21 protein-coding genes and 1 pseudogene are annotated in these 23,981 nt (G+C 47.4%); 14 read left to right on the top strand and 8 right to left on the bottom strand.

What is annotated here, in order from left to right; translation table 11 throughout:
* Positions 1–7: 7 nt before the first annotated feature.
* Both ACWQXP_RS06575 and ACWQXP_RS06570 read left to right on the top strand, forming a co-directional pair.
* Complete coding sequence (locus tag ACWQXP_RS06575) at positions 8–718, top strand: DUF2764 family protein (protein WP_454062034.1); 711 nt, start codon at positions 8–10, stop codon at positions 716–718.
* Positions 705–2,498 carry a V-type ATP synthase subunit A gene (locus ACWQXP_RS06570; protein WP_454062033.1) on the top strand — a complete coding sequence of 598 codons (1,794 nt, stop codon included), beginning with the start codon at positions 705–707 and terminating at the stop codon, positions 2,496–2,498. The genes ACWQXP_RS06575 and ACWQXP_RS06570 overlap by 14 nt, the downstream gene beginning before the upstream one ends.
* A 266-nt stretch (positions 2,499–2,764) precedes the next feature.
* Here the strand turns inward: ACWQXP_RS06570 and ACWQXP_RS06565 are convergent, their stop codons facing one another.
* The 5 genes from ACWQXP_RS06565 to ACWQXP_RS06545 all read right to left on the bottom strand — a co-directional run bounded on the left by ACWQXP_RS06565 (position 2,765) and on the right by ACWQXP_RS06545 (position 4,788).
* Positions 2,765–3,349: a histidine phosphatase family protein gene (locus ACWQXP_RS06565; protein ID WP_454062032.1), complete on the bottom strand. Its 585-nt coding sequence runs from the start codon at positions 3,347–3,349 to the stop codon at positions 2,765–2,767.
* Between the two features lie 354 nt (positions 3,350–3,703).
* The gene (locus ACWQXP_RS06560) at positions 3,704–3,967 is read right to left on the bottom strand and encodes a GreA/GreB family elongation factor (RefSeq protein WP_454062031.1); all 264 of its coding nucleotides are present in this window, start codon (positions 3,965–3,967) and stop codon (positions 3,704–3,706) included.
* A gap of 232 nt (positions 3,968–4,199) precedes the next feature.
* Positions 4,200–4,298 carry a hypothetical protein gene (locus ACWQXP_RS06555; RefSeq protein WP_454062997.1) on the bottom strand — a complete coding sequence of 33 codons (99 nt, stop codon included), beginning with the start codon at positions 4,296–4,298 and terminating at the stop codon, positions 4,200–4,202.
* Between the two features lie 17 nt (positions 4,299–4,315).
* Positions 4,316–4,492: a glucokinase gene (locus ACWQXP_RS06550; protein ID WP_454062030.1), complete on the bottom strand. Its 177-nt coding sequence runs from the start codon at positions 4,490–4,492 to the stop codon at positions 4,316–4,318.
* A gap of 29 nt (positions 4,493–4,521) precedes the next feature.
* A complete protein-coding gene (locus tag ACWQXP_RS06545; protein ID WP_454062029.1) occupies positions 4,522–4,788 on the bottom strand; it encodes a PepSY domain-containing protein in 267 nt (88 codons plus the stop codon).
* Positions 4,789–5,616: 828 nt separating this feature from the next.
* Here ACWQXP_RS06545 and ACWQXP_RS06540 point away from each other — a divergent pair.
* The 9 genes and pseudogenes from ACWQXP_RS06540 to ACWQXP_RS06500 all read left to right on the top strand — a co-directional run bounded on the left by ACWQXP_RS06540 (position 5,617) and on the right by ACWQXP_RS06500 (position 14,799).
* Entirely contained in the window at positions 5,617–6,105 is a 489-nt protein-coding gene (locus ACWQXP_RS06540) for a hypothetical protein (RefSeq protein WP_454062028.1), read from the top strand.
* 57 nt (positions 6,106–6,162) lie between these two features.
* A complete protein-coding gene (locus tag ACWQXP_RS06535; protein WP_454062027.1) occupies positions 6,163–7,119 on the top strand; it encodes a universal stress protein in 957 nt (318 codons plus the stop codon).
* A gap of 673 nt (positions 7,120–7,792) precedes the next feature.
* Positions 7,793–8,134 (top strand): c-type cytochrome, encoded by a 342-nt coding sequence (locus ACWQXP_RS06530; RefSeq protein ID WP_454062026.1) that lies wholly within the window; start codon positions 7,793–7,795, stop codon positions 8,132–8,134.
* Between the two features lie 257 nt (positions 8,135–8,391).
* A complete protein-coding gene (locus tag ACWQXP_RS06525; RefSeq protein WP_454062025.1) occupies positions 8,392–9,171 on the top strand; it encodes a DUF1207 domain-containing protein in 780 nt (259 codons plus the stop codon).
* Positions 9,172–9,626: 455 nt separating this feature from the next.
* On the top strand, positions 9,627–12,170 hold the full coding sequence (gene glgP, locus ACWQXP_RS06520) for an alpha-glucan family phosphorylase (protein ID WP_454062024.1): 2,544 nt from the start codon (positions 9,627–9,629) through the stop codon (positions 12,168–12,170).
* 106 nt (positions 12,171–12,276) lie between these two features.
* Complete coding sequence (locus ACWQXP_RS06515; RefSeq protein WP_454062023.1) at positions 12,277–13,695, top strand: alpha-amylase family glycosyl hydrolase; 1,419 nt, start codon at positions 12,277–12,279, stop codon at positions 13,693–13,695.
* Positions 13,696–13,851: 156 nt separating this feature from the next.
* Complete coding sequence (locus ACWQXP_RS06510) at positions 13,852–14,121, top strand: hypothetical protein (RefSeq protein WP_454062022.1); 270 nt, start codon at positions 13,852–13,854, stop codon at positions 14,119–14,121.
* Positions 14,122–14,133: 12 nt separating this feature from the next.
* Positions 14,134–14,268, top strand: a pseudogene (locus ACWQXP_RS06505) (universal stress protein); the annotation flags it as partial.
* Between the two features lie 6 nt (positions 14,269–14,274).
* Positions 14,275–14,799: a universal stress protein gene (locus ACWQXP_RS06500; protein WP_454062996.1), complete on the top strand. Its 525-nt coding sequence runs from the start codon at positions 14,275–14,277 to the stop codon at positions 14,797–14,799.
* A gap of 45 nt (positions 14,800–14,844) precedes the next feature.
* Here the strand turns inward: ACWQXP_RS06500 and ACWQXP_RS06495 are convergent, their stop codons facing one another.
* From ACWQXP_RS06495 to ACWQXP_RS06485, 3 genes are read right to left on the bottom strand one after another with little or no spacing between them, the layout of a single operon-like run.
* Entirely contained in the window at positions 14,845–15,696 is an 852-nt protein-coding gene (locus ACWQXP_RS06495) for a universal stress protein (protein ID WP_454062021.1), read from the bottom strand.
* A 31-nt stretch (positions 15,697–15,727) separates the two neighbouring features.
* On the bottom strand, positions 15,728–15,844 hold the full coding sequence (locus ACWQXP_RS06490) for a c-type cytochrome (protein ID WP_454062020.1): 117 nt from the start codon (positions 15,842–15,844) through the stop codon (positions 15,728–15,730).
* A 15-nt stretch (positions 15,845–15,859) separates the two neighbouring features.
* Positions 15,860–16,078, bottom strand: coding sequence for a c-type cytochrome (locus tag ACWQXP_RS06485; protein WP_454062019.1), 219 nt, complete (start codon positions 16,076–16,078; stop codon positions 15,860–15,862).
* A 395-nt stretch (positions 16,079–16,473) separates the two neighbouring features.
* Here ACWQXP_RS06485 and ACWQXP_RS06480 point away from each other — a divergent pair, with 395 nt between their 5' ends.
* The 3 genes from ACWQXP_RS06480 to ACWQXP_RS06470 all read left to right on the top strand — a co-directional run bounded on the left by ACWQXP_RS06480 (position 16,474) and on the right by ACWQXP_RS06470 (position 23,903).
* Positions 16,474–16,896 carry a response regulator gene (locus tag ACWQXP_RS06480; RefSeq protein ID WP_454062995.1) on the top strand — a complete coding sequence of 141 codons (423 nt, stop codon included), beginning with the start codon at positions 16,474–16,476 and terminating at the stop codon, positions 16,894–16,896.
* Positions 16,897–16,917: 21 nt separating this feature from the next.
* Entirely contained in the window at positions 16,918–18,330 is a 1,413-nt protein-coding gene (locus ACWQXP_RS06475; RefSeq protein WP_454062018.1) for a sigma-54 interaction domain-containing protein, read from the top strand.
* 665 nt (positions 18,331–18,995) lie between these two features.
* Complete coding sequence (locus ACWQXP_RS06470; RefSeq protein WP_454062017.1) at positions 18,996–23,903, top strand: hypothetical protein; 4,908 nt, start codon at positions 18,996–18,998, stop codon at positions 23,901–23,903.
* Positions 23,904–23,981 lie beyond the last annotated feature (78 nt).

Below are 23,981 nucleotides of genomic sequence, written 5' to 3'. Positions count from 1 at the left end.
AACCAAGATGAGAATCTGGCAGAGGCGATACTATACCTTGTATGCGAGCTTGCCGGCATTACCCCATTTTCACAAGGCCAAAGTCCTGCCGATCAGCCGTGAGCGATTAGATGCGAGGTTGCGGATGCTGGCTGAGGAAGACTCCAACGTCGTTGAGCAGACCTGGAGTTACTTTGATTACGAACGGCAACCGATGAATCGGACCGATTCAGAAATGGTGACCTTTTATACACGATTTATGAATGAAGTTACCCAGCCAACGCTACGGACCATTATTGAGTTCGACATGATCCAAAGAACCATAGTCGCTGCTTTACGCCGAAGGACTCGTGGACGAACAGCTCCTAGGAAAAGTCGTGTGTGGGGAGGAGGTCCCTACGTTCGGCAGATTGAACGTCATTGGAACAAGGCGGACTTCAACCTGACCTCAGTGTTTCCATGGATTCCGGAAATTCGAGGATTTTTGGAATCAAACGAACCATTAGCCCTAGAACAAAAACTCAAAAATTTGACCTGGGGGTTTCTGGATCGTCTGTGTGAAGGCCACTACTTCACCTTCGATGCTGTGCTCATCTATTTGGTGAAATGGGGCATGCTTAATCAGTGGCTGCTACATAGCGAGGAAGCAGCAATCACACGCTTTCAATCCTTAGTGGAAGAGATGATGATTGAACATGAGCACCTCTTTGGTGGAAAGCAAGTTTATGGTAAAGCGTAACATCTCAGGGGTAGCTTCTGTCATCAGAGTGCGGGAGAGCCTTGTGGCGGTCGAAGTCACCGAGGGCAATATCATGAAAAACGAGGTGGCCTACATCTGCGTAGGCGATCTTCGTCTCAAGTCCGAAGTCCTTCGCGTACAGGGACGGACAGCGGATATGCAGGTGTATGAAGACACCTCCGGAGTCACAGTGGGTGACAGGGTCGAACTGACAGGAGAACTGCTATCCGCCACCCTTGGGCCGGGATTGTTGGGTCAGGTGTATGACGGTCTTCAAAATCCCTTACACGTCCTCGCCCAGGACCAGGGATTTTTTCTTGCAAAAGGGGTCTATGCCAACGCCCTGGATCAAAGCAGAAAATGGTCCTTCGTGCCGGCTGCAAAAATTGGCACGACTCTTCATGCCGGTGAGGTGATTGGCACTGTTCAGGAGGGACGCTTCGTCCATAAAATCATGGTTCCGTTTAATGAACCGGAAGGCGTGATAGTCAAGTGGCTTCAAGAGGGGACATTCACGTTGACGACACCCATCGCAAGAATCGCGGCATCGGGTGGTCAGGAGAGGGATATCACCATGATGCAGCATTGGCCAATTCGTCGACCGATTCCCGAAGCCATGCTCAGTCGGAGGCAAGTTGAACGACTGTATCCAACCGAACCATTGACAACTACCATTCGCCTGATTGACAGTTTCTTCCCGGTAGCCCGGGGTGGAACGGCTTGCATTCCCGGTCCGTTTGGGGCAGGAAAGACCGTCTTGCAGGGTTTGATTGCGCGGTATTCGAATGCCGATATCGTGATTATTGTGGCCTGCGGAGAGCGGGCAGGGGAAGTCGTCGAGACCATCACTGAATTCCCGGGCATGAAAGATCCCCAGACGGGCGGTTCGCTCATGGATCGAACCATTATCATTTGCAATACTTCCTCCATGCCGGTGGCTGCAAGGGAAGCCTCTATTTATACGGGAGTCACTCTTGGAGAATATTATCGACAAATGGGATACCACGTGCTCGTCATCGCAGACTCCACATCACGATGGGCACAAGCCCTCCGAGAAACATCAGGTCGTATGGAAGAAATTCCAGGTGAGGAGGCGTATCCAGCTTATCTGGATTCTTCAATCAGGATTCTCTACGAAAGAGCTGGAATGATTCGGTGCGCTGACGGAGCGATAGGCACCTTGACACTGATCGGGACTGTCTCACCTTCAGGCGGAAATTTTGAAGAGCCTGTTACTCAATCGACTTTGTCCACGGTTAAAACATTTTTAGGTTTATCGGCTGAACGAGCGTATAAGCGTTATTATCCGGCTGTCGACCCGCTCATGTCCTGGTCTCGTTATAGTGAGCAGTTGCGGATATGGTATGACACGAATTTGGAAGTGGGATGGACCGATCAGGCCAAAGCGATCTTGGCGCTGCTCAAGCGGGGTGATGACGTCTATAAGATGATGCAAGTGACTGGGGAAGAAGGGATGACGCTGGAAGATTTTATTATTTGGCACAAAGCCACGTTGCTCGACATGGTTTTCCTTCAGCAGGATGCCTTCGACGAAGTGGATGTCTCCATGCCACTCGGTAGACAGGTAGAGAGTTTGCGCCTTCTTAAATCACTGATCGACCAGGATTATCGATTTAAAGACCGGGACCAAACTCGAGAGTTTTTCACGCGACTCACCGGCCTATACAAAAACTGGAACTATAGCCGATCTAAGTCTTCCGAATATGAGAGATACCGACAAGAAATCGAGGAGCTCGCAACGCAATATTCAGCGGGCTAAGAATTTAGCCGGCAAGTATTAGCAGATTCCGCTATACACCAATTCTGTCAAAAGATTCCTCTGCTCGGGTACTGCTATTTGCACAAATTCCCACAATACCGAGAAGAATGAGGGGGATCTGATCAAGTTCCGGCATAGCAAACCTGTTACTTCCAGACAATTGAGGCATCCACTGCACGACGTTAGCAGAGTCTGCACAGTGCAGCACAATTTATTAGAAGCATCCAGAGCACTGTTCACCTCAGAGTTTGATTAGTAACTCGAGTTTATTGAAAAAGAGGGGCATTCCATATTTGCACGGCTGGGACTCCTCGGTAATACCCAAGAATGTTCAACGTGCCGGTATCCAGAAGAAAATGACGTCCAGCCATAGCAGGAAGACCGAGCCAGCGAGCTCCGAGTACTCGCAGGATATGACCATGTGCAAACAGCGCAACATCTCCTTTGACAGCACGAACTTTGGCGATAACGCGGTCAGCCCTTTGGCCAACCTCCTCAGGCTGTTCACCACCCGGGCAGCCGTTGACAAATACTGTCCACCCTGGGGTCTTTTTGTGAATCTGTGAGGAAGTCAATCCCTCGTATTCTCCATAATTCCATTCGACCAGATCTGGGACAATTTCAGCCAGTTCGCCAAGACCGGACAGTTGGCAGGTCTCTTTAGCACGTTGCAGTGGGCTTGTTAGGACCAGAGCGAAGGACTGCTTTGCCAGAATCGGTTGAAGTAGCTTCGCATTTTTCCTGCCGTTATCAGTCAGCGGAATGTCTGTAACACCTGTATGCTGCCCGCTTACACTCCATTCAGTCTCTCCATGTCGAATCACATAAACCTTCTGATTGTTATCAGTCATAGCTCAATCCTTTTCATTTCGCGTCACCTAATCCAGAGAGAATTGGTGTAAATAGTCTTTCCCTGCGATATCAAAGGAATGAATATACTATCCAATTCCTCGAATCACCTCAAAGGGCTCTACTTCGGTCAGAAAATTATCATACTCCGTGTAAGGAGCCACAGTACTGCACTAAAAGATTGGAGACTCGCACAGCGAAGTGCTTGCTCAATCGAACCGAACGGAAACATCGATGGAACAAACAGCGGACTCGGGTGATGCAGACATTCCAGGTCTTTGGAACGCACAGATGACTAGCGCAGGCGAGTCAAGCCCTGACTGCATCAGGAAACGCGGATCGAAGCGATCTCGAGCTCAACCTGGTCTTTTCCACACAACGACATCGCCAACCTTGTTACGGATCAATGCGCGGGCGAGGGGCGAAAACGGTATACTAAGACCTCGTGCGGGGTCAGCATCATCTTCACCGACGATGCGATAGATGTGCGCCTCACCATTTTCGTCAAGCACTTCAATTATTGCGCCGGAGGCAATCATCCTCGGTGGTTGGGTGCGCAGATCGACCAGAATAGCGCGCTTGATGCGCTCCTCTATAAAGCGTGTGTCCCGCTCAGCCACGGCCAGGTAGGTTTTGATGTCGTCTTTGTGCGCGTGTAACTCAACTAACTTGGAGCAAACTTTTTACCATTACACGCGCAAGAGCGGCATTCAATCGTGATAGGGTGATTGCCTACTACGGCGAGTCCAATCACTCCTTGCTCTATTCAATAAAAGTGTCATGCCTGCTCTTGACCATCTCGGCTGGCGGATGGATGGCGTCCCACCTTGAATCGGAATCGAAGTGAGTCATCTAACCTAAATGGTTATTTCTTTGCGCCTCGCGATGAACCGCGTACCGGGATGCCCCTAACAGTCCAGTTTTATCATTGAGAATCACGTGCACTGGCATAGCCGCCAACAATGGTCTCATCCTTTATTTTGCGTAAAGGCAGACATAAAGATGGGCTCCTTGAGTTTCTGGATAATCTTTGGAGCAATGCCTCCTCCAATAAATACTCCTCCACGAGCCATGACCTTTAATGCGAGGTTGCCTGCCTCTGCACCGTAAAGAGAGACGAAGAGGTTGAGTGCATTCGTGCACATTTCTGATCGATTTTCTAATGCGGCTTGGACTACGGAAGCGGGGTGAGCCTGTTGATAGAGGACTCGGTCTCATCGATGATTTTGACTTCGAAAACAGTTTTCCCATCTTCTTTTTCAAGCTCTGCACTCACGGCTTTTCCCTGCGCATTGCTCAGGGCTTTATCCACGGCCTGAACGAGCGTGATATGTGAGTCTTTCAGAAGATCTGCTTTTTTTTCACCGAATAAAGCCCATGCGGGGCTTACCCAACATACGAAACTCACAATCGCTATCCCTAACATGAAATAATTCTTCATTCCGAACCCCCTTTGTGAAGTTTGAGTTTTTGAACATGCCATTTTCCCCTTACTTGCCTTGCTCCCATCACTCGTGGACTATAGCGGACGAATCAGTAGTGCTTGATCCTAAGATGACTTGAGCCGTTAATATATGTATTTAATGTATTTCCAATTTGTGGCGCACCTTCATACTACTAGTCGGGAGAAGGCGGTTATCGCTTGCTCTAACGAAAGTCATTATGCCACGTGGGTTCGAGTACTTGACTGAGTGGGATCGAACTATATTGTTTAGTTCATCCTGCAACCAACGTACCGTTTTATCCAACCTTAGAAGTTCTCAAAGGCTACAAAAGCCACAATACCACAGCCCTTTCTTTTCACTATGAGAAAGAGCGTTTCGGATATTGTGCTTTGACCTTTACTGGAGAGGAATCCTACGCAATGTATGCAGCGAAAAGTACGCATGGGTTAATCACATTTCCCCTCACGTAGTGGGTGGATGGGTACAAAGAATTCTAATGGCTAGATAGGGGAGTTTCACGTCTCTACGAGCGCACTGAATTCACATGTGAGCGTTGCGCTCGGAACAAGACCTGGTGACTTTTGCTACAAAGCCATACGGAGCGGTGGTCTCATAATTCCACAGTTCGTTCGCGGATACATAGGGTGCAAGGTAAATATGGAGTGATCAGGGATGTCGCGGGGGAAGTGTTAAGAACAGACTTTAACGTTTGAGCGACCGAACTGTTGTCTGGCGTCAGTTTTGCTTTGCTAGAATAAAGCGGAAGCTCGCGGATTCAACGTAGACGAAGGTATGACATGCGTTTCAAGACGTTTTTCAAAATTATGATTTCCACATTGATTTCTTGTTTATTGATTTCCGGGACGGCCTCCGGTGGAACCGTTGAGGCGGGCGATGCCATCACCAGTTGGCTTGGCAAAAGAGAAATCCATGAAAATGGACACGAACGCGTCTTATTTCATGGCGCGATTGACGGAGTCATTTTTATCCAGATGTGCGAGGGAACAGTCAGAGCTCCGATGCACGCGGCCAAGATGCATTGTCCTGTAATGAATGTAGATAAGAATACAAAGGAGAGAGCCTCGAATGGATTCTGTGTGATTACGCCACATGATGACAGCGGCATGGTCTACAAGGAATTTCAGTGTGCCAGTTCCTCGGAAGAATGTCAGGGGGAGTGGACCCATAATGGAGGCACAGGGAAGCACGCAGGAATATCCGGTACGACAAAATATCGTTCTCGGGTAGATATCGGTGTCCAAAGGAAAAAGGGACGATCAGCGGCTACATATCGCTCTCCCCATTCTATCTAAAATGAGGTTTCATCATCTGCAGAGAAAGTAAAAGGTTTCGTATGAAAGGATTACGGAATGAAAATTCTGGTCGCGGTTGACTCTTCAAAAGATGCCAGAGAGGCTATTCGGTATGTTGCGTCCGTGGAATGGCCAAAGAAATCCGAAATATACTTACTTCATGTTATCGAATTAAAAGATGCTCCCCCACTCATGCCGTCGGGTGGGCCATTTAATTGGCACCAAGTGATTGATCGGGCAAGAGGGAAACTCGTAGCCAAAGCGGAGATTTTTCTTAAGCGTACGAAAAAGGAGATTCTTAAACTGCAACCTTTGCACGTCCAATCTCTCGTGAGAGAAGGGCTTCCAGGAGCGGAAACTTTACAGGCCGCGAAGGACTATCAGAGTGATCTGATTATCCTGGGAACTCGGGGACTTTCCAATATCAAACGCTTTCTATTAGGAAGTACCAGTGATTGGGTCATGAGGGACGCTTCGTGTTCTGTTCTGTTGGTTCGTGGGAAACTCAGTCGAGCGACGATGGGGAAAACTGCAGCGAAAATACTACTGGCAACTGATGGTTTATCTGACGTGTCGCATCTGGTGCATATGCTTCGTCTTTTGACGTGTCGCACACCTCCCAAAGTGACCGTCGCGCATGTGATCGGTAGGCCTGCCTACTTGGAGGGCTGGTATTTTGGGAAAGGGAAAGCAGAATTTATGCGATTGGCAGAACGGTTACTGAAAAAAATGGAAAAAGACGGAGCCAGTCATCTGGAAAATATGCGTCAAAGGGTCAAAGAATTCAATATGAAAGTCGATACGGTTTTAACTGAAGGAGATCCTGCCGACGAAATTCTTAAAACCGCTGAGCGCTTAAAGGCTGCATTGATCATTGTCGGATCAAAAGGTTTCAAGGGTGGCAAGCCGATACCATTAGGAGGGGTCGTTAGGAAAATCGCTCGTTATGCCCCATGCTCGGTGTTGATAACTCGTCCTGGCAGACCTCAGGTGTCGCAAGCAATAACTGGGTGACAAATTTTGAAACTTCTTTTCGCTTACTAATAACTGTGGTCAACTTTTCTGCTTTGTGACATGGATAGGTGGCAAGAGCATAGCGTATAAGAGTGATGTCAAAAATTCTGACCGTGCTCAAGATGTTTACTAAATATTACTGATGCTCTGAAATGGATGACGTAAGGTTTTTTAAAGTTAGACATGGATTTATAAGCAGAAGAAGTCTAGGTGCGAACCCAAGCAAGGATGAGCTACGGATGATCAATGTGAGAAAAAGACAATAGTCCGAGGCTAGTGCGAGGACAAAAACTGTGAAGCGTGTATAACGCTCAATCACCTTAATTCCAAGTTCAGAAAATTTGAACGGTTGCTCATTTCTTATGAATATTCTGTGCCAATCCTCTAGTTAAAATTTGATCTGTGAGTTGCGACCTGTGTGCTGATGATATCCATCTATGATTTGTCGCTTTTTGCGCCACCACTGAAAAACATCGCTGTAGAGAAAATCCCCTGAAGTTAGACCTCTTGTCTTTACCTCGAGATCTTCTGTTTTCAAGTTCTCTTTTTGTTTATAGTCACTCGTGAGGAACGGCAAGGCCTTTGCTATCCGTTGAATGAATGTCGGCCTTGGGTGTTAGCTGCCTTCTTACTATACGATTTGCGAGTTATTCATCAGTGAATGAGGTACGATATGAAGACTGCTATGATATTGTTCATTGGATTCCTGCTTGTCATGTGTGTATTTCCGGCAAATACAATTGCAGAAGAGAGAGATTTCAACAAGGGGAAAAAACTCTATCTGAAATATTGTGAGAAGTGTCATGGGCAAGAAGGTAAGGGAGATGGGTATACGCTCTTTAATCCGCCCGTTGCAGATCTCACTTCCCCAGAAATTCAAAAGAAAACTGATGCAGAATTGTGGCACGGCGTTCACGAGGGCATACCGAATACGGCAATGGGAACGTGGAGGTTTGTGTTGTCGGATGAGGAAATCAACAGTGTCCTTGCCTTTCTGAGATCCTTTGGCCACTGAATTACGACGAGTGATAAAAAAGTGAGGGATTTATGTCCCATTTGACCATGAGAAAATGTAAGAGAAATAGGAAAAGATTACAGACGTTTGGTTCAGGGTTCGTTTTTGTTGTCATTGTTACCCTTATTCCGGGTGTTGGATGGGCGAAAGAAGGAGAGTGGTTCTCATCAACGTCTGCACGACACGTTGATTGTCGCTATGCTGAAACTTCAGACGATTTGAACATATCAGAGAATGACACATTCCATAGTGTTGGCTTGCCGGACGACGACGTCTTCCGTCCTCTCCTAGCTGCTCCCAAAGAACCTCGGTTTATCGGGGGCTATCAACGTGTGCGTTTCAGAAATGCTAATGAGTCTCTGAATGTCGGCCTTATCACCGCCGGTGGTACGTTTGGCCTGTGGGGATATCGACATGAAACAAACTGTGATGGACTTCAGTTCAACCTCTTTGGTGCGATCTTCTCGCAGTTCGACTTGGATGCAGACTCGACAGATCTCATCAATTCAGACTTCCAGGTTGGATTTCCTCTTACGTGGCGCCGTGGTCCACTGTCCACACGCGTGCGTGTGTATCATCAGAGTAGCCATGTAGGAGATGAGTTTCTCCTGAGAAACCCTGGCTTTAATCGAGTGAATCTTGGGTTTGAAGCCGTGGATGCCATTGTCTCATTCGATTCACACTGGTGGAGAGTCTATACCGGAGGAAGCTACCTTATCCGTCGGTCTCCTGCGCTTGATCGAGGCTTATTCCATGGGGGGCTAGAATTTCGGGCTGCTCCACGCGTTTCGCCAATTTTGGGCAAGCTCATGGAGGGTGTGTACTTTGCACCAGTGTTGGGAGCTGACGTCCAGTCAGTCGAACATTTTGACTGGAATGTGAATACGAGCATCATGGGTGGATTTGAGTGGTCGCGTATAGGAAGTACTCGCCGGTATCGGCTTCTTCTGAGTTACTATCGCGGCCATAATCCTTTCGGACAATTCTTCGATCAGAAGATCGAGACCTATGGCATTGGTTTCTATATTGAGATTTGACGGATTCCTGGAGCAGAAGTACAGAACGATCGAATGTTAAAACCGAAATATAATCGGAAGAGTTACCTAAAGCAGCATTACACAAAACTGTTTGTCTGTAGTGTTCTCGGATTATTTGTCCTTATTCCGATCTCATGAGCTAAAGAGGAGGATAGTGGACAAGAAGGAGTGAGTTATCCGATAGCAAGCAGTGCGAAGTCTGTCGCAACTCCAACGACAAGGCGATCCTCGATACGATTTGATATCACCTTGTAGGGGCGTAGCATCTCCTGATCTGCAAGAAAAATTGAATTTCATGCTCTGTCAAATCGCACATTAAAAAGATAAAAATTTTGAAGTTGAATGTATCTTAGGCCTTATTTTTTCAGCTTGAGTCTCGGACTGTTTCTGCGATCAGTTGCCCTGAGCCAATAAGAAATTCATACATTCAATAATCTAGGAAAAGGATATATCAGGTGAGAGATCAAATTGACGATTCAACTATTTCGACTTATTTCTCCAAACGTTCATTGCCAAAAGGGCTCGAAGGATTGAATGAACTTGCATTGGACCTGCGCTGGACGTGGAGCCATTTCAGTGACCAACTCTGGGAGCGGCTCGATCCAGAAGCATGGGAGCGAACGGCCAATCCCTACTTTATTCTCCAAAGTGTGCGGCAAGCTCGTCTTGAAGAAGCGACGCGTGAGGAAAACCTCAAACAGGAACTGAAAGGCTGGTTGGAGCAACGACAGGAATATCTCAAGAATCCAGGATGGTTTGGGCGAACGTATACAGAGACTGAGGTGAAGGGTATTGCATATTTCAGCATGGAGTTTGGGCTGAGTGAGGCGCTTCCGATTTACTCCGGTGGTCTTGGCATTTTGGCCGGTGATCACCTAAAAGCGGCAAGCGACCTCGGTGTTCCAATTGTGGGTATTGGTCTTCTATACCAACAAGGCTACTTTCGACAGATTCTCAATGCAGACGCTTGGCAACTTGAAGCGTTCCCTTATAATGATCCTATCAACCTTCCCGTCACACCGGTTCCGGATCCGGATGGGGGATGGCTACGCATTACACTTGAGTTGCCGGGGAGAACGTTATTAGTGCGAGTGTGGCAAGCTCAGATTGGAAAAGTCATGTTGTATCTATTGGATAGTAATGATCCACTCAACAGTCCACGTGACCGCGGAATCACGGCCAATCTCTACCCCGCAGGACCGGAACAGCGTCTGATGCAAGAAATTGTCCTTGGAGTGGGAGGTTGGCGTGTTTTAGAAGAACTCGATCTTGAAATTGATGTCTGCCATCTGAATGAAGGACATGCTGCCTTTGCCATCCTCGCACGGGTAAAAAGTTTTATGACCCAAACTGGACAGTCGTTCCCAGTGGCTCTTGGTGCCACTCGGGCCGGTAACGTCTTTACCACTCATACTCCAGTCGAAGCAGGTTTTGACAGGTTTGAACCCAATCTGATTCGTCCATATGCCCAATTCTTATCAACGATGATTAATGTGTCAAAGGATCAGCTGTTTGCATTGGGCCGCCGAGATCCTGCAAACAATCAGGAGCCTTTCAGCATGGCCTACCTCGCCATACGTGGAAGTGGCTATGTAAATGGGGTCAGTTGTCTGCATGGGCATGTTAGCCGAGAGATTTTTCAACCGTTGTTCCCCCAATGGCCAACGGCTGAAGTGCCTGTTCGATCTATTACGAATGGTGTTCATGTCCCATCGTGGGACTCTTCAGAGGCCGACGCATTGTGGACGCGCATTTGCGGAAAATCGCGATGGTTGGGCACGCTGGAAGAATTATGTCCCCTGATCTCAAACATTCCGAATCGGGAACTTTGGGCCTTTCGCGTGGCTCAACGGCAAGCGTTGATCAACTATGTCCGACGACGTCTCGTCCGACAGCACAAGGAGCATGGCGCATCAGCGGACCACATTCAGCGTACGAAACATGTCTTGGATCCCAATGCGCTTACACTCGGATATGCCAGACGATTCACAGCCTATAAACGTCCCACACTTCTTTTACATGATCGGAGTCGTCTTGCGAGATTATTGTCCGACTCAATGCGACCAGTGCAACTGATTATTGCCGGCAAGGCGCATCCGAAGGATGACGAAGGTAAGCGTCTTGTGCAGATGCTCGCACAGTTTGCTTCTGATCCACAGTTCAGCAATTGTGTCGTGTTCTTGGAGGATTACGATATGGCGTTGGCTCAGGAACTGGTGGCCGGCGTCGATGTGTGGCTGAATACGCCGCGAAGGCCTCTGGAAGCGTCTGGAACCAGCGGCATGAAAGTACTGGTCAATGGCGGACTGAACTTGTCTGTGCTCGATGGGTGGTGGGATGAAGCCTATGCACCTGAAGTCGGGTGGGCAATCGGAGAGGGAAATACCCAACACAATCTCAATCGGGATACCCTTGAGGCCGAACAGTTTTACCAGATTCTAGAGCAACAGATCATTCCTGAATTTTATAACCGCAATCAGGATGGCATTCCTCATGCCTGGACGAATAGAGTACGAGCCAGTATGTCCAGGCTCACGGCGCACTTCAGTAGCAATCGCATGGTACGCGAGTACGTGGAGCAGACGTACATTCCCGCTGCCAAACGGTATCGTGATCGGGTAGCCAATGAAACGCAAGTCGGGAAGGAATTACAGAAATGGCAAAAGAACATGCAAGAAACCTGGGAAACTCTCCGATTTGGGGAATTGCATGTCACGCAATATGATGATCACTATGCGTTCGATGTCCAAGTGTACATGGGAGATATGGATTCTAGCTGGATCAGCGTGGAATTGTACGCTGACGATGAACATGGTGAAGGTGTCGTTCGAGTTACCATGAAGCAAACAGAAACGATTCCTGGAATGGTGAATGCGTATCGGTTCAAAGCTGAAGTGCCAGCGTCTCGACCCGTTGAGCACTATACTCCCCGAATCGTCCCTTGCCATCCCTCTGTGTTCATCCCATTAGAAATTTCTGACATCCTCTGGTACCGGTAGCCCCATGAATCCCTGTGCCTTCCGTCCCTCATGCCGTCCCCATCCTCATCTCTATGAAATCAATACCTGGGTCTGGTTGAAGGAGCTCTCACGAAAAGAAAAAAGAATGATTCGTCTTGGTGATGTGCCAGATCAAGAATGGGATGACCTTCAGAGCAAAGGGTTTGATTACATTTGGTTGATGGGTATTTGGGAGCGAAGTCCTCACAGTCGATCAATTGCACGGAGTGACCCAGGATTACAGAAAGAGTATGAACAAGCCTTGCCTGACTGGACAGCCAAGGATGTTGTCGGGTCACCATATGCCATTCGTGCGTACCGTCCAGATCCAGAACTTGGCACGTGGGATCAGCTCGATCGTGTCTTGGAGAAACTTCATCAACGAGGCATGCAGCTCATTCTCGATTTTGTGCCAAACCATACAGCTGTGGATCATGAGTGGGTCCAATTGCATCCAGAATACTACATTCAAGGAACCGCGAAAAACCTTGAGGCCCCTTCAGACGAATTCTTTACAATACATGTTAACGGGAGGGCTCTGAATCTCGCTCATGGAAAAGATCCCTACTTCCCGGCTTGGACGGATACGGCTCAGTTGAATTATTTTCAAGAAGCCACTCGTACGGCCTTAATTGAAGAACTGAAAACAATCGCTCAGCACTGTGATGGAGTTCGATGTGACATGGCGATGCTGGTGCTGAATGAAGTGTTTCAGAAGACATGGGGTGATTTTCTAGGAATAGAAGGCACTCCTGCTATCGAATTCTGGACAGAAGCCATCACCGCGGTGTCTGATTTGGTCTGGATGGCTGAAGTGTATTGGGATCTTGAATGGGATTTACAACAGCTGGGATTCCATTTCACGTATGACAAGAGATTGTACGATCGACTGTGCCATTCGGCTTCCGATGAGATCCTTGCTCATCTCAACGCTGATGTGAACTATCAACAACACCTTGTTCGATTCTTAGAAAATCATGATGAACCAAGAAGTGCGTCGATGTTTGGCAATGTTCGTCTTCCTGCCGTTGCTACGCTCACGGCAACCTTACCCGGTATGCGCTTTTATCATCAGGGCCAGCTTGAAGGGAAGGAAATTCGGTTGCCGGTTCAACTCGCACGAATGAAAGAAGAACTTCTCGATCATGAAATAATGGACCTGTATGGTCATTTGCTTCAAATTACCAATGAGAGGATCTTTCACGAAGGTCAATGGCGACTCCTTACAATGCATTCGGCAAGTGATTCTTCTTATACAAACCTCATTGGGTATCTATGGGAACTTCACACGTCACAAAAGATTGTCGCCGTAAATTTTGGAGCAATTGAATCACAAGGCTTTCTTGATCTCTTTGACGGCAGAGAAGCTGAAGATGGTTTTCCCTCAATCTTTTCGTATCGTGACCAATTGACTGGACACGAGTACGCATTCAATTATGAAGACGTCGTTGGCCGTGGACTGTATATTCGCCTGAAGCCTTTTGATGCTCATATTTTTTCAGTCTCTGCACAGGAGCCCCGTTAGCTGTTGGGCTTTTAACCATGAAACGAAATATTATGTTGCCTGTTGATCATGGACGCCTATGATTCTACTCCGTTGATGGGATCGTAGTGCGGCGATAAACTATCCTTTCGAAGGCAATCATTCATGTCGTAGGGCGGAAAAGAGGAAAGCAAGACTATGAAAATTTTATTGGGTGTCGATTTTTCACGTGACTCGAAAACTGCTATTCGTTTTTTGTCAGGCATTCAGTTTCCAGTAAACTCTGAATTGTTTCTTGTGCATGTGAAAGGTGGCTATAAGGCGCTACAGATTGGGCATTCGCGAGAAGTAGAAAAGAGTCTAAACACCCTTTATAAGAAAGCGATCGATCAGTCACGAAGAAATTTAGAACAAATTAAAGGCAAGTTGGGCAACGCTCGATTGGACGTTCGAACCATGATGAAGTAAGGTAATGCTGGAAAAGAAATTCTTTCTGTACTTGATCAGGAACATATCGACCTTGCGGTCTTAGGAACTCGAGGTCTCTCAGGCATTCAACGTTTTCTCTTAGGAAGTGTGAGTGAGTGGATTCTTCAAGAGGCTCCTTGCCCGGTTCTTGTTGTGCGTGGTTCCAGCCATTGGATACACCGAGGGATTCGAGTGTTATTCACGACGGATGGTTCCACTGAAGCACAGGCTGCTCTTAAGTTTCTCAATGCGTTAAGATTTCCGGCTGAGTCTGAAATCATCGTTTTTCATGTGGTGGAGGGAACGGACTATCGAATTGTACAGGATGATTTCAGAGAACTAAAAGTAGATTCTTTCGGTCAAGTGGATCTCGCGAAGGTTTCCCAAGACATTCAATCACGAAAGGAAATAGTGGGTCGTGCACTCGTGAAGGAAGCGAAGCGAGGTCTCATAAACAGGCATAGCAACGCCGATCATATTTCGACTGGACATGCTGCTGAAGAAATTCTGAAAGCTGCACGTCGGTTCAAAACCAACCTGATCGTTATGGGCTCGCGTGGCCTGACTGGGATCAAACAAAAATTTCTTGGAAGTGTTTCTACCCGTGTTGCTCGTCACGCTCCATGTTCGGTTCTTGTGGCTCGGCAATTACCGAAAAATGCGAGGATTGGTTTATAAGATACCCTGACTGGCGCTACATTCTTTTTTTTGAGATTACATCAGTCATCTATCTGGGGATATGACCGGAACCGCCAGGACGGGACATCGGACACCACGAACGATTCGTTCGGTCGTGCTGCCTTGAAAAACATCAAACAGGCCACGATGACCTTCAGTCATCATGACGATCAAGTGAGGAGAAAATTCAGCTGCCATTTCAAGAAGCTGATCAACTGGATGACCGGGGCGGGCGAACTTCTTCCATTTCCACCCTTCACGTGAGGGTAGGTGTACAGCTGGGATATGCTCCTTTTTACCCACATGAAAAATTTTCCAGTCTATCCTGCGTGCACCGAGTAAGCTGGCGAGCTCGACAGCACGATCGATAGCCAGTTGAGGAGGAATCAACCGGGTAATAGGGATTAATATACGTTCAAGGGTTACTGTTCCGTCTTTACATGAGACACCGCCTTCTGCCAATGGTGGAACGAACAATGTCGGGCATCGGGCCTCCCTTGCCAATGGTTCGGCTAGTGGCGTATAGAGCCATCGATTCAATCCTTCGATTTGGTGAGTGGCGAGGACCATAACATCAGGATTTTTTTGATTCAAATGTTGAACGATTGAGGAGAATATATCCGGTCCTGTCGCAATAATGCCATCCACTCGCATCCCAAGCGCATGCATGTCATCTTTAGCACAGTCTCTTGCAAGAACGTTCCAATCCGTCAAGGTTTCACGTACTTTAGGGAAATAATCCCAGCTTGTGACCAGCCCCTGTTCAGCATAATGAATCACAGTCAATTCAGCCTTCGCTGCCAAAGTCAATTTTAAGGCATGGGCATATGCCATTTCGCTCGCAAACGAAAAATCAGTCGGGTGAAAAATGGTTTGAAATATCTTGGAATTTTTCATGATACGAGAAAAGCTTTTTTAAGTAACCGGATTAAAGGGGAGCCATCAGACGAATGTAACTGAGCACGTCCCAGCGCTCCTGTTCGTTTAATCGGTTTGCCCATCCATGCATCGGCGAAAAGGCAACCCCAAAAGTAATCGTCGTCATCAGTTCCCAATCAGTTTAAGATCGTGACGCATCGGAATGAAAATCCGCCGGTTTCACCGTAAGGAACTTGGTGTCCGGTCCTTGCCCATCTCCATTTTTCCCATGACAATTTACACAATGATGCATATAGATAGATTTTCCTTCTTGAGGATCTCCAAACAATTCTTGCCCTATTCCTAATGAAGCCATCCCAAGCACCAGGCACAGTATAAAGATTGTCGATAGGTGTTTCATATTATATTCCCTTTCTTTGCATTTGCATCGATGGGCTAGCGAGCTCTGATATTTATTAATGTATATTCGGCAAAAGCTGTGCCATTTATGTTTTTATAAATTTTTGGCGTGATATTTTTGTGTCTCAAGGCCGATTTATATCGTAAATAATAATGTATCCCGATTTTTCCGGGATGAATCTTTGTTAAAGGAACTGTTGCTTCATGTCACAACAGGAAACGCTCTCTGTAGCCTTTTTCAACAGTGGAGTAGCTATAAAATACTGTAATCCAAGTATATTCATGTTTTCTTCCGCTGGCATTTGACTTGCTGTCATTAATGAGAGAAGGTCGGAAATCGAGTGATATCTGACACTCCGTGGCTAACTGTCGGAAAGATGGAGTAGTGACTTGGAAGTGAGGATTTGTCAGTCAATTACCTGTACTATACTCGTTGTCGATGACGATCCAGCAATGAGAAGCCTGCTCGTGGATGAATTAAGTGATAACGGATGCCAGGTTACCGAGTCTTGCGATGGTCATGACGCTCTTTCTCGACTGAAGACATACTCACCCAACCTCATCATCACTGACTTGAAAATGCCTGGAGGAGGCTTTACATATCTTAAAAACGTATGCCTGCTTGTTCAAAATTGCCCTATAATCTTGATCACGGCCTTCGGGAATTCCCAAACGAGGAAACACGCACAAGCTTGTGGAGTTGCTGCCTATTTTGATAAACCTGTTCGCGTAAGCGATCTCAAGGGGGCGCTTCAACAATTTTGTCCACTCGACAAGTCTCAGACTTGTCAAAATACCGTGTTATGGGACAAGATGTGACAATGAAAGGAAGTGTGAACGATGGCCGGATCGTTTCTGCAAATTCAGCCTGATGATGATTGTATTCTTTTCTCACGTCTGGAGGGGCTCACTCTTCTTGCGAATCACCTGCCCAAGCCAGTGGTCATCTTTGATCCAACCTTGAAATTAGTGTATGCGAATGCGCAAGCCCAGACATTAGCCTCATCCTGTCCACTTTTGAGTAATCTCTCCACCCCTGAATGCGACTCTGTATCGAATTCAAAAGATTCCTGCACGACATGTGCAGCAAAAGAACTTTTTTTGTACGAGGAACTTCAATCTGCAACAGATGGAGAGACGGCCATTATCGGGCAGAGTGATCCTTCTTGTCCCTTTCCCAATTCGTTCTCGGTACCAGGCGATGAAGGAAACACAGCCTGCGTGGTAATGATGGGAAAATGTCCAGAAGAGAGCACGGTGTGGAAAACACGACTGGAGGGTCTTTCAGCACTGAATGTCTCATCTATTCCGGACAAACAACTCAGTCACTCCTTGATTGGACGTAGTGCGTCAATGCAGCGATTGGTCGAGATGATTGGGTTGATTTCAACCTCTGAGTCGACCGTGTTAATAGAAGGCGAAAGTGGTACCGGAAAAGAATTAGTCGCGAAGACTATTCATGAATTAAGTCCTCGTTGTAACTCTCCATTCGTGGTGGTGGAATGTAGTTCTTTGCCAGAATCTCTTTTGGAAAGTGAATTGTTCGGTCATGTCAAAGGAGCCTTTACAGGTGCCATTGTGGATCGCAAAGGACTGTTTGAGGAAGCTGAAGGCGGCACGATTTTTTTAGATGAAATTGCCGATACCATTCCGACCTTTCAAGCGAAGCTACTTCGAGTTTTACAAGAAGGAGAAATTAAGCCAGTTGGAGGGAATCGTCCTATCAAGGTTAATGTTCGAGTCATTTCTGCATGCAATAAGCCACTGACACGTCTAGTTGAAGAAAAAACATTTCGTTCGGATCTTTATTATCGGCTGGCTGTGCTTCCATTGTTAGTTCCAGCTCTTCGAGATCGTCGAGAGGACATCCCTCTTCTCGTTCATCACTTCTTAGGACGATCCTGTGTGAAGAATAGAAAAACCGGTCTCTCGATTTCCTCGACGACGATGAAGGCGCTAGTCAGCCATGAGTGGGCGGGCAATGTGCGGGAATTGGAGAACGTCATCGAACGTGCGGTCGTGATTACGCAGGGTTCTGAACTGACTATTCAGGATATATTGGGCACACCGCAATGTGTTGATGAGTCTTCAGATCTTCCTTCCATCAGTAAAGCCGCTCGAAAGGCTGTCGAGAAGCAGGAAATTCTTAGAGCTTTGCAGGAGACCCAGGGAGATAAAACCCGCGCAGCGCGAAAACTCAACATAAGCCGAGCCAATCTCTACAATAAACTTAAGGCCTACCAGATTCAGTAAGACTCTTCTCTGTCCCATTATTCCCCAAAGTTCCTCGTTTCGCGTCCAATAATATAGACATCATAACACGTTGTTTTTAATTGCTATTCTATTATCTTGTCTTAAAACGGTGTAAATAGCTGGATTTTTCGCACAAAGTAAAAATATATCGTGTAGCAATGATAGGCAACCAGACCTCCCGTCATTACTGCATATCATCTGGATGACTGATCTTCTTTGAGGAATGGCATTAAGGTTGCTGTATATGGCCAATGTCGGTGAAGGATTTGGGTGTGATGGACCGGCCTCCGGAGTGCCCAACCCTTCCGAAAGGAACCCCTTCACCGACACAATTTCTATCAACCGATAGCCGTTTCAAATAACGTCCGATGTTTGAGGCCGAAGTATTACGCTGTCTTGGCGACTTGTAATCATCAACTCAGGGGGACAACCGCATGTCATCGTCGGTGGCCTATTCAACCCAACCAGAGGTCCGCAACAACTGTCGCCTAGGGCTCCCTTACTCATTCGACTGGAAATTAATTGGATTCGCTATAGAACGTCAAAAATTGCAGATATAGCGTAAAGACATATTCCATTCTATAAAAAGAAACGTGAAAGATTTTGATCACATAGTACGAACAATTATTTGTCATGCTGTATTCACTTAATAAGGAGGCCGTTGAATGTTTACGCGTACAGGTCAAACATTTGGTGCAAAGTGGTTGCTCGGAGCTTTAGGAGGAGCTCTCCTCTTGGGTTCTCCGTCGATGGGTTTGGCTGAAGACCCATCTGCGAGCATCCATTCCGTGGCGATGAGCCAGGAAAGTAAGGGCTGGGCAGAAAGGTTAAAAGGGCAGACGATTGTCGAGAATTCTGTTGAAGGACGAGCTGAGCGTGCGGCGTTAGTGGAGCTTCAGCATCAACGACTCATGGAACAGATGCAAAAGGAAATGGGGCACGACGAACATAATTCTGGTGCCTACAATTCCATGTCGATGATGCATCAGTATGGTGCTGGACCAGCGAATGGATTACTTGCATCGACGACTGGAGTCGAGCCGGTTTCCGGCAAAGGAGGACGATGCCCGTCGACGGCACCGGTGAAAAAATATGATATCTCAGCCATCAATGCTGAAATTTCATTAAACCAATGGTTGGACTATTATCCTGGTTATATGTACGCGCTCACGGAAAATATCGAGAAAATTCGGGAGGAAGAAGCGAAAAATGCAGAGGCACGTGAATCGGAAGGACATAGTGATCCAGGTGCCGTCAAGAATGGCATTCAAGACCAATGGATTCAACCGCTCGTGATTCGAGGGAACCAAGGGGATTGCGTCAAAATCACTCTTCGAAACAGGCTCGAGTTTGGTGAGGATGTGAGTCTACACATCAATGGATCTGACATGGTGATGAGCAAAACAGGGGAGCCCGCCCTCACCACAAACCCTGATTCCATAGCGGCCGGAGCGGGTGACGATGCTGAAGAAGATGAAGTCGGCAAGTCGATTGACATGGAGTGGTATATCCATCCCGATACGCAAGAAGGTGCCAAACAGTTTCACACGTTTAGCAACGATCGTGAGTTAACCGTCATGGGACTGTTCGGGGTGTTTGTGGTGGAACCACGAGGATCGAAATATTGGGAACCCTTAGGGACGGGACCAGCGACGCAAGCCACGAGTGGTTGGCAAGTGATGATTGAAAATGGGACTGGCCCCAGTTTTCGAGAGTTTGTGTTGATTTATCACGAAGTGGGTGACGAGGCATTTCGTCCCGTGAATAAGCATGGCGACTTTTTACCTCAGCGCGATCCACTGACCGATGCCTACCGTCCTGGTGCACGGGCATTGAATTACCGAAGCGAGCCGTTCGGGACCAACAACATGCATGTGCAGCATGAACATTTTGGCTTCGAAGATGAGTCGATGGCCTACAGCTCATATTCTTTTGGAGATGCTGCTCCAACGATTCCACGGAGTTACTTAGGCGATCCCGCAAAATTCAGAATTGTGCATGGTGGATCAGAAGTGTTTCATTCACATCATCCCCATGGTGGGTCCATTCGTTGGCAGCGTAGTCCCCGGGCCACGCAAATGCCGGTCTGGAGCACAGGGCAGAATGGTCCGGTGAAATATCCTATCGTTCGAACGAAGTCAGACCGAGTCGATGTGGAAGTCATTGGGCCCTCAGAAGCCTTGGACTTAGAGACCGAATGTGGATCTGGCTTGTGCCAATGGCTGGCAGGAGATTTCCTGTTTCATTGTCACGTTGCCCATCATTATGTTGCTGGGATGTGGGGATATTGGAGAGTGTATAACACTCTCCAGGTTCCCGGTGTTCAAAATGATGTGATGCCTCCCTTACGTGAATTGCCAGATCGTCTCGATCGAATTCACAAGCCCGTGACATCCGATGAATTGGTGATGAAAACCGTGAACTGGTTTGGTTCAAAATTTAAAATTGTCGGCTCAGGAAAGAGTAATTGGAAAGCCAAGCCTGCAGTCGTGAATATTAAAGACTGGGTCGAAATGCAGCTCAGTAATCAAGGCAAACCAGGACACAAAGATGATGAACTCGGACAACTCAAGGCCTATGATGCCACGGTCTTGGATTGGGTGTGGGATGGCCAGAAGGCTCTGAGTGAAAAAGAACCGTCAATAGGAGAAAATCCTAAATATAAACCTGAATGGCAGGGCTATGAGCCAGGAGAACGACGAGCCATCTGGTTTGAGCCAACCACGGGAAAAGTGGCTTGGCCATGGTTGACGCCGCATTTTGGCAAACGTGCTCCATTTTCCAATGACCATAATCCAGCACCTTGGCTGGAGATGATTCGATTAAACGATGATGGCACACGATCCGTTGAACCGGCTAAGGCTGGTGAAAATGGAAACTGGAGCCTGTGTCCGGATCGTGCGGGCTCACAAGATTATAATGTGCATTTTATTAAATTGCCGATTGAATTATCGGCTGCGGAAGGAAAAGAGCCGGCGATTGTCGATCCCAATGGATTGCTGTATGTCGTCCATGAGGAAGAAGAAGCCGTCAGGGCCGATAATGATAAAAAGTTTCCGCTTGTTGTTCGAGCCAATATCTATGACTGCATTGATTGGACGCTCACGAGTGAATGGTTAGATGACGATATTACGAATTTCCAATCGTCTAAAATTAATACTCACTTCCATTTCTTTCAGTTCGACAATCAGGCCTCTGATGGTGTGATTTCTGGATTTTCGTATGAACAGTCCATGCGGCCCTTTACCCAATTCGAAAAACCTACAAAGAAGGGCTTGCCTATCCCAATGAATGCCAAGGTTACCAAGGCATCAAAGAAAGGGGATACGACTCTTCAGGTGACGAATGCCAAACAATATCATGTTGGTATTCCGATTCTTGTGGGAGCCGATAATGTCAAAGGGCAAGAAGTGAAACGAATTACCAAAATCACTGGAGACACCTTAACCTTTGCCAAGCCACTGCAAAATAGTCATCCGGTTGACGATATCGTGACGGTTGAATATGTCCGTCAACGCTTCTGGGTAGATGCCGACGTTGGCAGTGTCTTCTGGCATGATCATGCCTTTGGTGGGACCACCTGGCCGCATGGTGCGGTGGGCACCATGATCGCTGAACCTTTCGGTTCGACGTGGCATGACCCCAAAACCGGAAACCCAATTAGGACAGGCCCAGTGGCCGATATTCATGCGACGGAACGTGTGGGCCATGATGTCGCAGGGAGTTTCCGAGAACTCATGGTGCATATTATGGATACCGTTCCCCACACCGTGAATATCGTGACGGCAGGTAATCCGCCGGGCCAACCGGTCGAGGTTGCGCTTGAAGCTGGTCGTACCGTTTCCTTTATTATGCCACCAAATGACAAGATTAAAATGACTCCGATGCCGTTTTTAAACGGGGGAACGCATACGACGGGTGGGGCCTTGAATTTTCGGGCTGAGCCGTTCGCGCAACGATTGGCAAACAATCCGGATTCATCAAAGATTTTTAGCAGTGCGGTCCATGGCGATCCAAGTACGGCTATGGTTCGAGCGTATTTAGGAGATGCGGTGGTATTCAGGATGTTAGACGTGACGATGAATGAAAGTAATGTTTTCACGATTTCTGGGCATACGTTCTGGTCAGAGCGTTATGCGCAAGAAGCCAACAGAAAGAATTCCCTGCACATCGGGATTGCAGAACGATATGACTTAGTCCTGGCTGAAGCTGGTGGTCCACGCCACCAGGCAGGTGACTATATGTTCTTTAACGGTCGTAGCTCAAAGTTCTCGGAAGGAGCCTGGGGGATCATGCGAGTGTTAGATACACCCGTGGCTGACCTCCAACCATTGCCTAATAAGGCGTATGGCGCAGAAGGAATGCCAAAGAGGCTTCCTGTTTGTCCAAAAGATGCTCCGGTGAAAAGCTTTAATGTTGTGGCAATGGATCATCCCGACATGAGTTTTAATTCAAATGCGCCGGAAGCCATTGAAGTTGACTTTGAACGAAAGATTGAATTGCGTAACCCCGAAGCCAAAATTTATGTCTTAGAGGAGGAAGTTACGAAAGTGTCAGGGGATTCGCAACCGATGCCGCTAACGCTACGAGCCAACGTGGGTGACTGCATTACGGTCAAACTTACAAATAAGCTCAAAGAAGGTCAGGCCTCATTCTCTGCGTTCGGCCTAGCCTTTGACCCCAAGGATTCTCAAGGGGTGAATCTTGGAAATAATCCAGGGGATCAAACCGTCGCTCCTGGAAAGTCTCGAATCTATACCTACTATGCCGACCCATTTAATGGAGAAGGACAGTCGTTGGTGTGGGATTGGGGCAATGTGTCAATGAATCCTCGTAACGGGTTATTTGGCGGGATTATAATCGGACCGACGGGGTCGACGTACCGGCATCCAGAAACTGGGGAGGATATTTCTCTCAAGAACAGTTGGAATGCTGATGTGATTGTGGATCGTACGATCCAAGGAAATGAACGCCGGGAAAGTTATCGTGATGTGGCTTTGTATTTCCAGGATGAGGATAATATTATCGGAACCAGCTTCATGCCGTATGTGCAAAATGTGGCCGGATTAACTGGCGTCAATTACCGAGCCGAACCTTACTTGTATCGCGAAGAGGCTGGCTGTACATTAGGCAAGATGTTCCAACCCTGTGAAGTTGATGATCCTCAAGATCCTGCAACTCCACTGATTCTTGCTCATGCTGGGGATAAGGTTCGCATCCATGTCTTTGGTGCGAGCAGTGAACAGAACGGAATGTTCACCGTTGAAAAACACGAATGGCCCATTGAACCATTCCTTCCCGGTGCAGATATGATTAGCACTGTCGAGTTCTCTGGTTCGGAAGGCTTGGATGTGTACTTGCCATCTGCAGGTGGGAATTGGGCTATGCCAGGCGATTATGTCTGGAGCAATGGACGGTTACCATACTCTCAGTCAGGTCAATGGGGGTACCTACGAGTGCTCCCATCTGCTGATCAGAGTGTCCTTCCGTTAAGCGGTACTGCCTCAGGAAGCAAGACGGCTCAAGGAGACCAGATGGAGTCCATCAAACCGATTCCAGCATCGCTGAAATGACAATAGCGAAATCAAAAGGGTTTATGTCGAAAAATAACTCTGACACGACGCAAGAAATTGTCTCAAATGTCGGAAATT

This window comes from Candidatus Nitrospira salsa (assembly GCF_965152625.1).
This window is presented reverse-complemented; position numbering and strand designations above follow the sequence as displayed.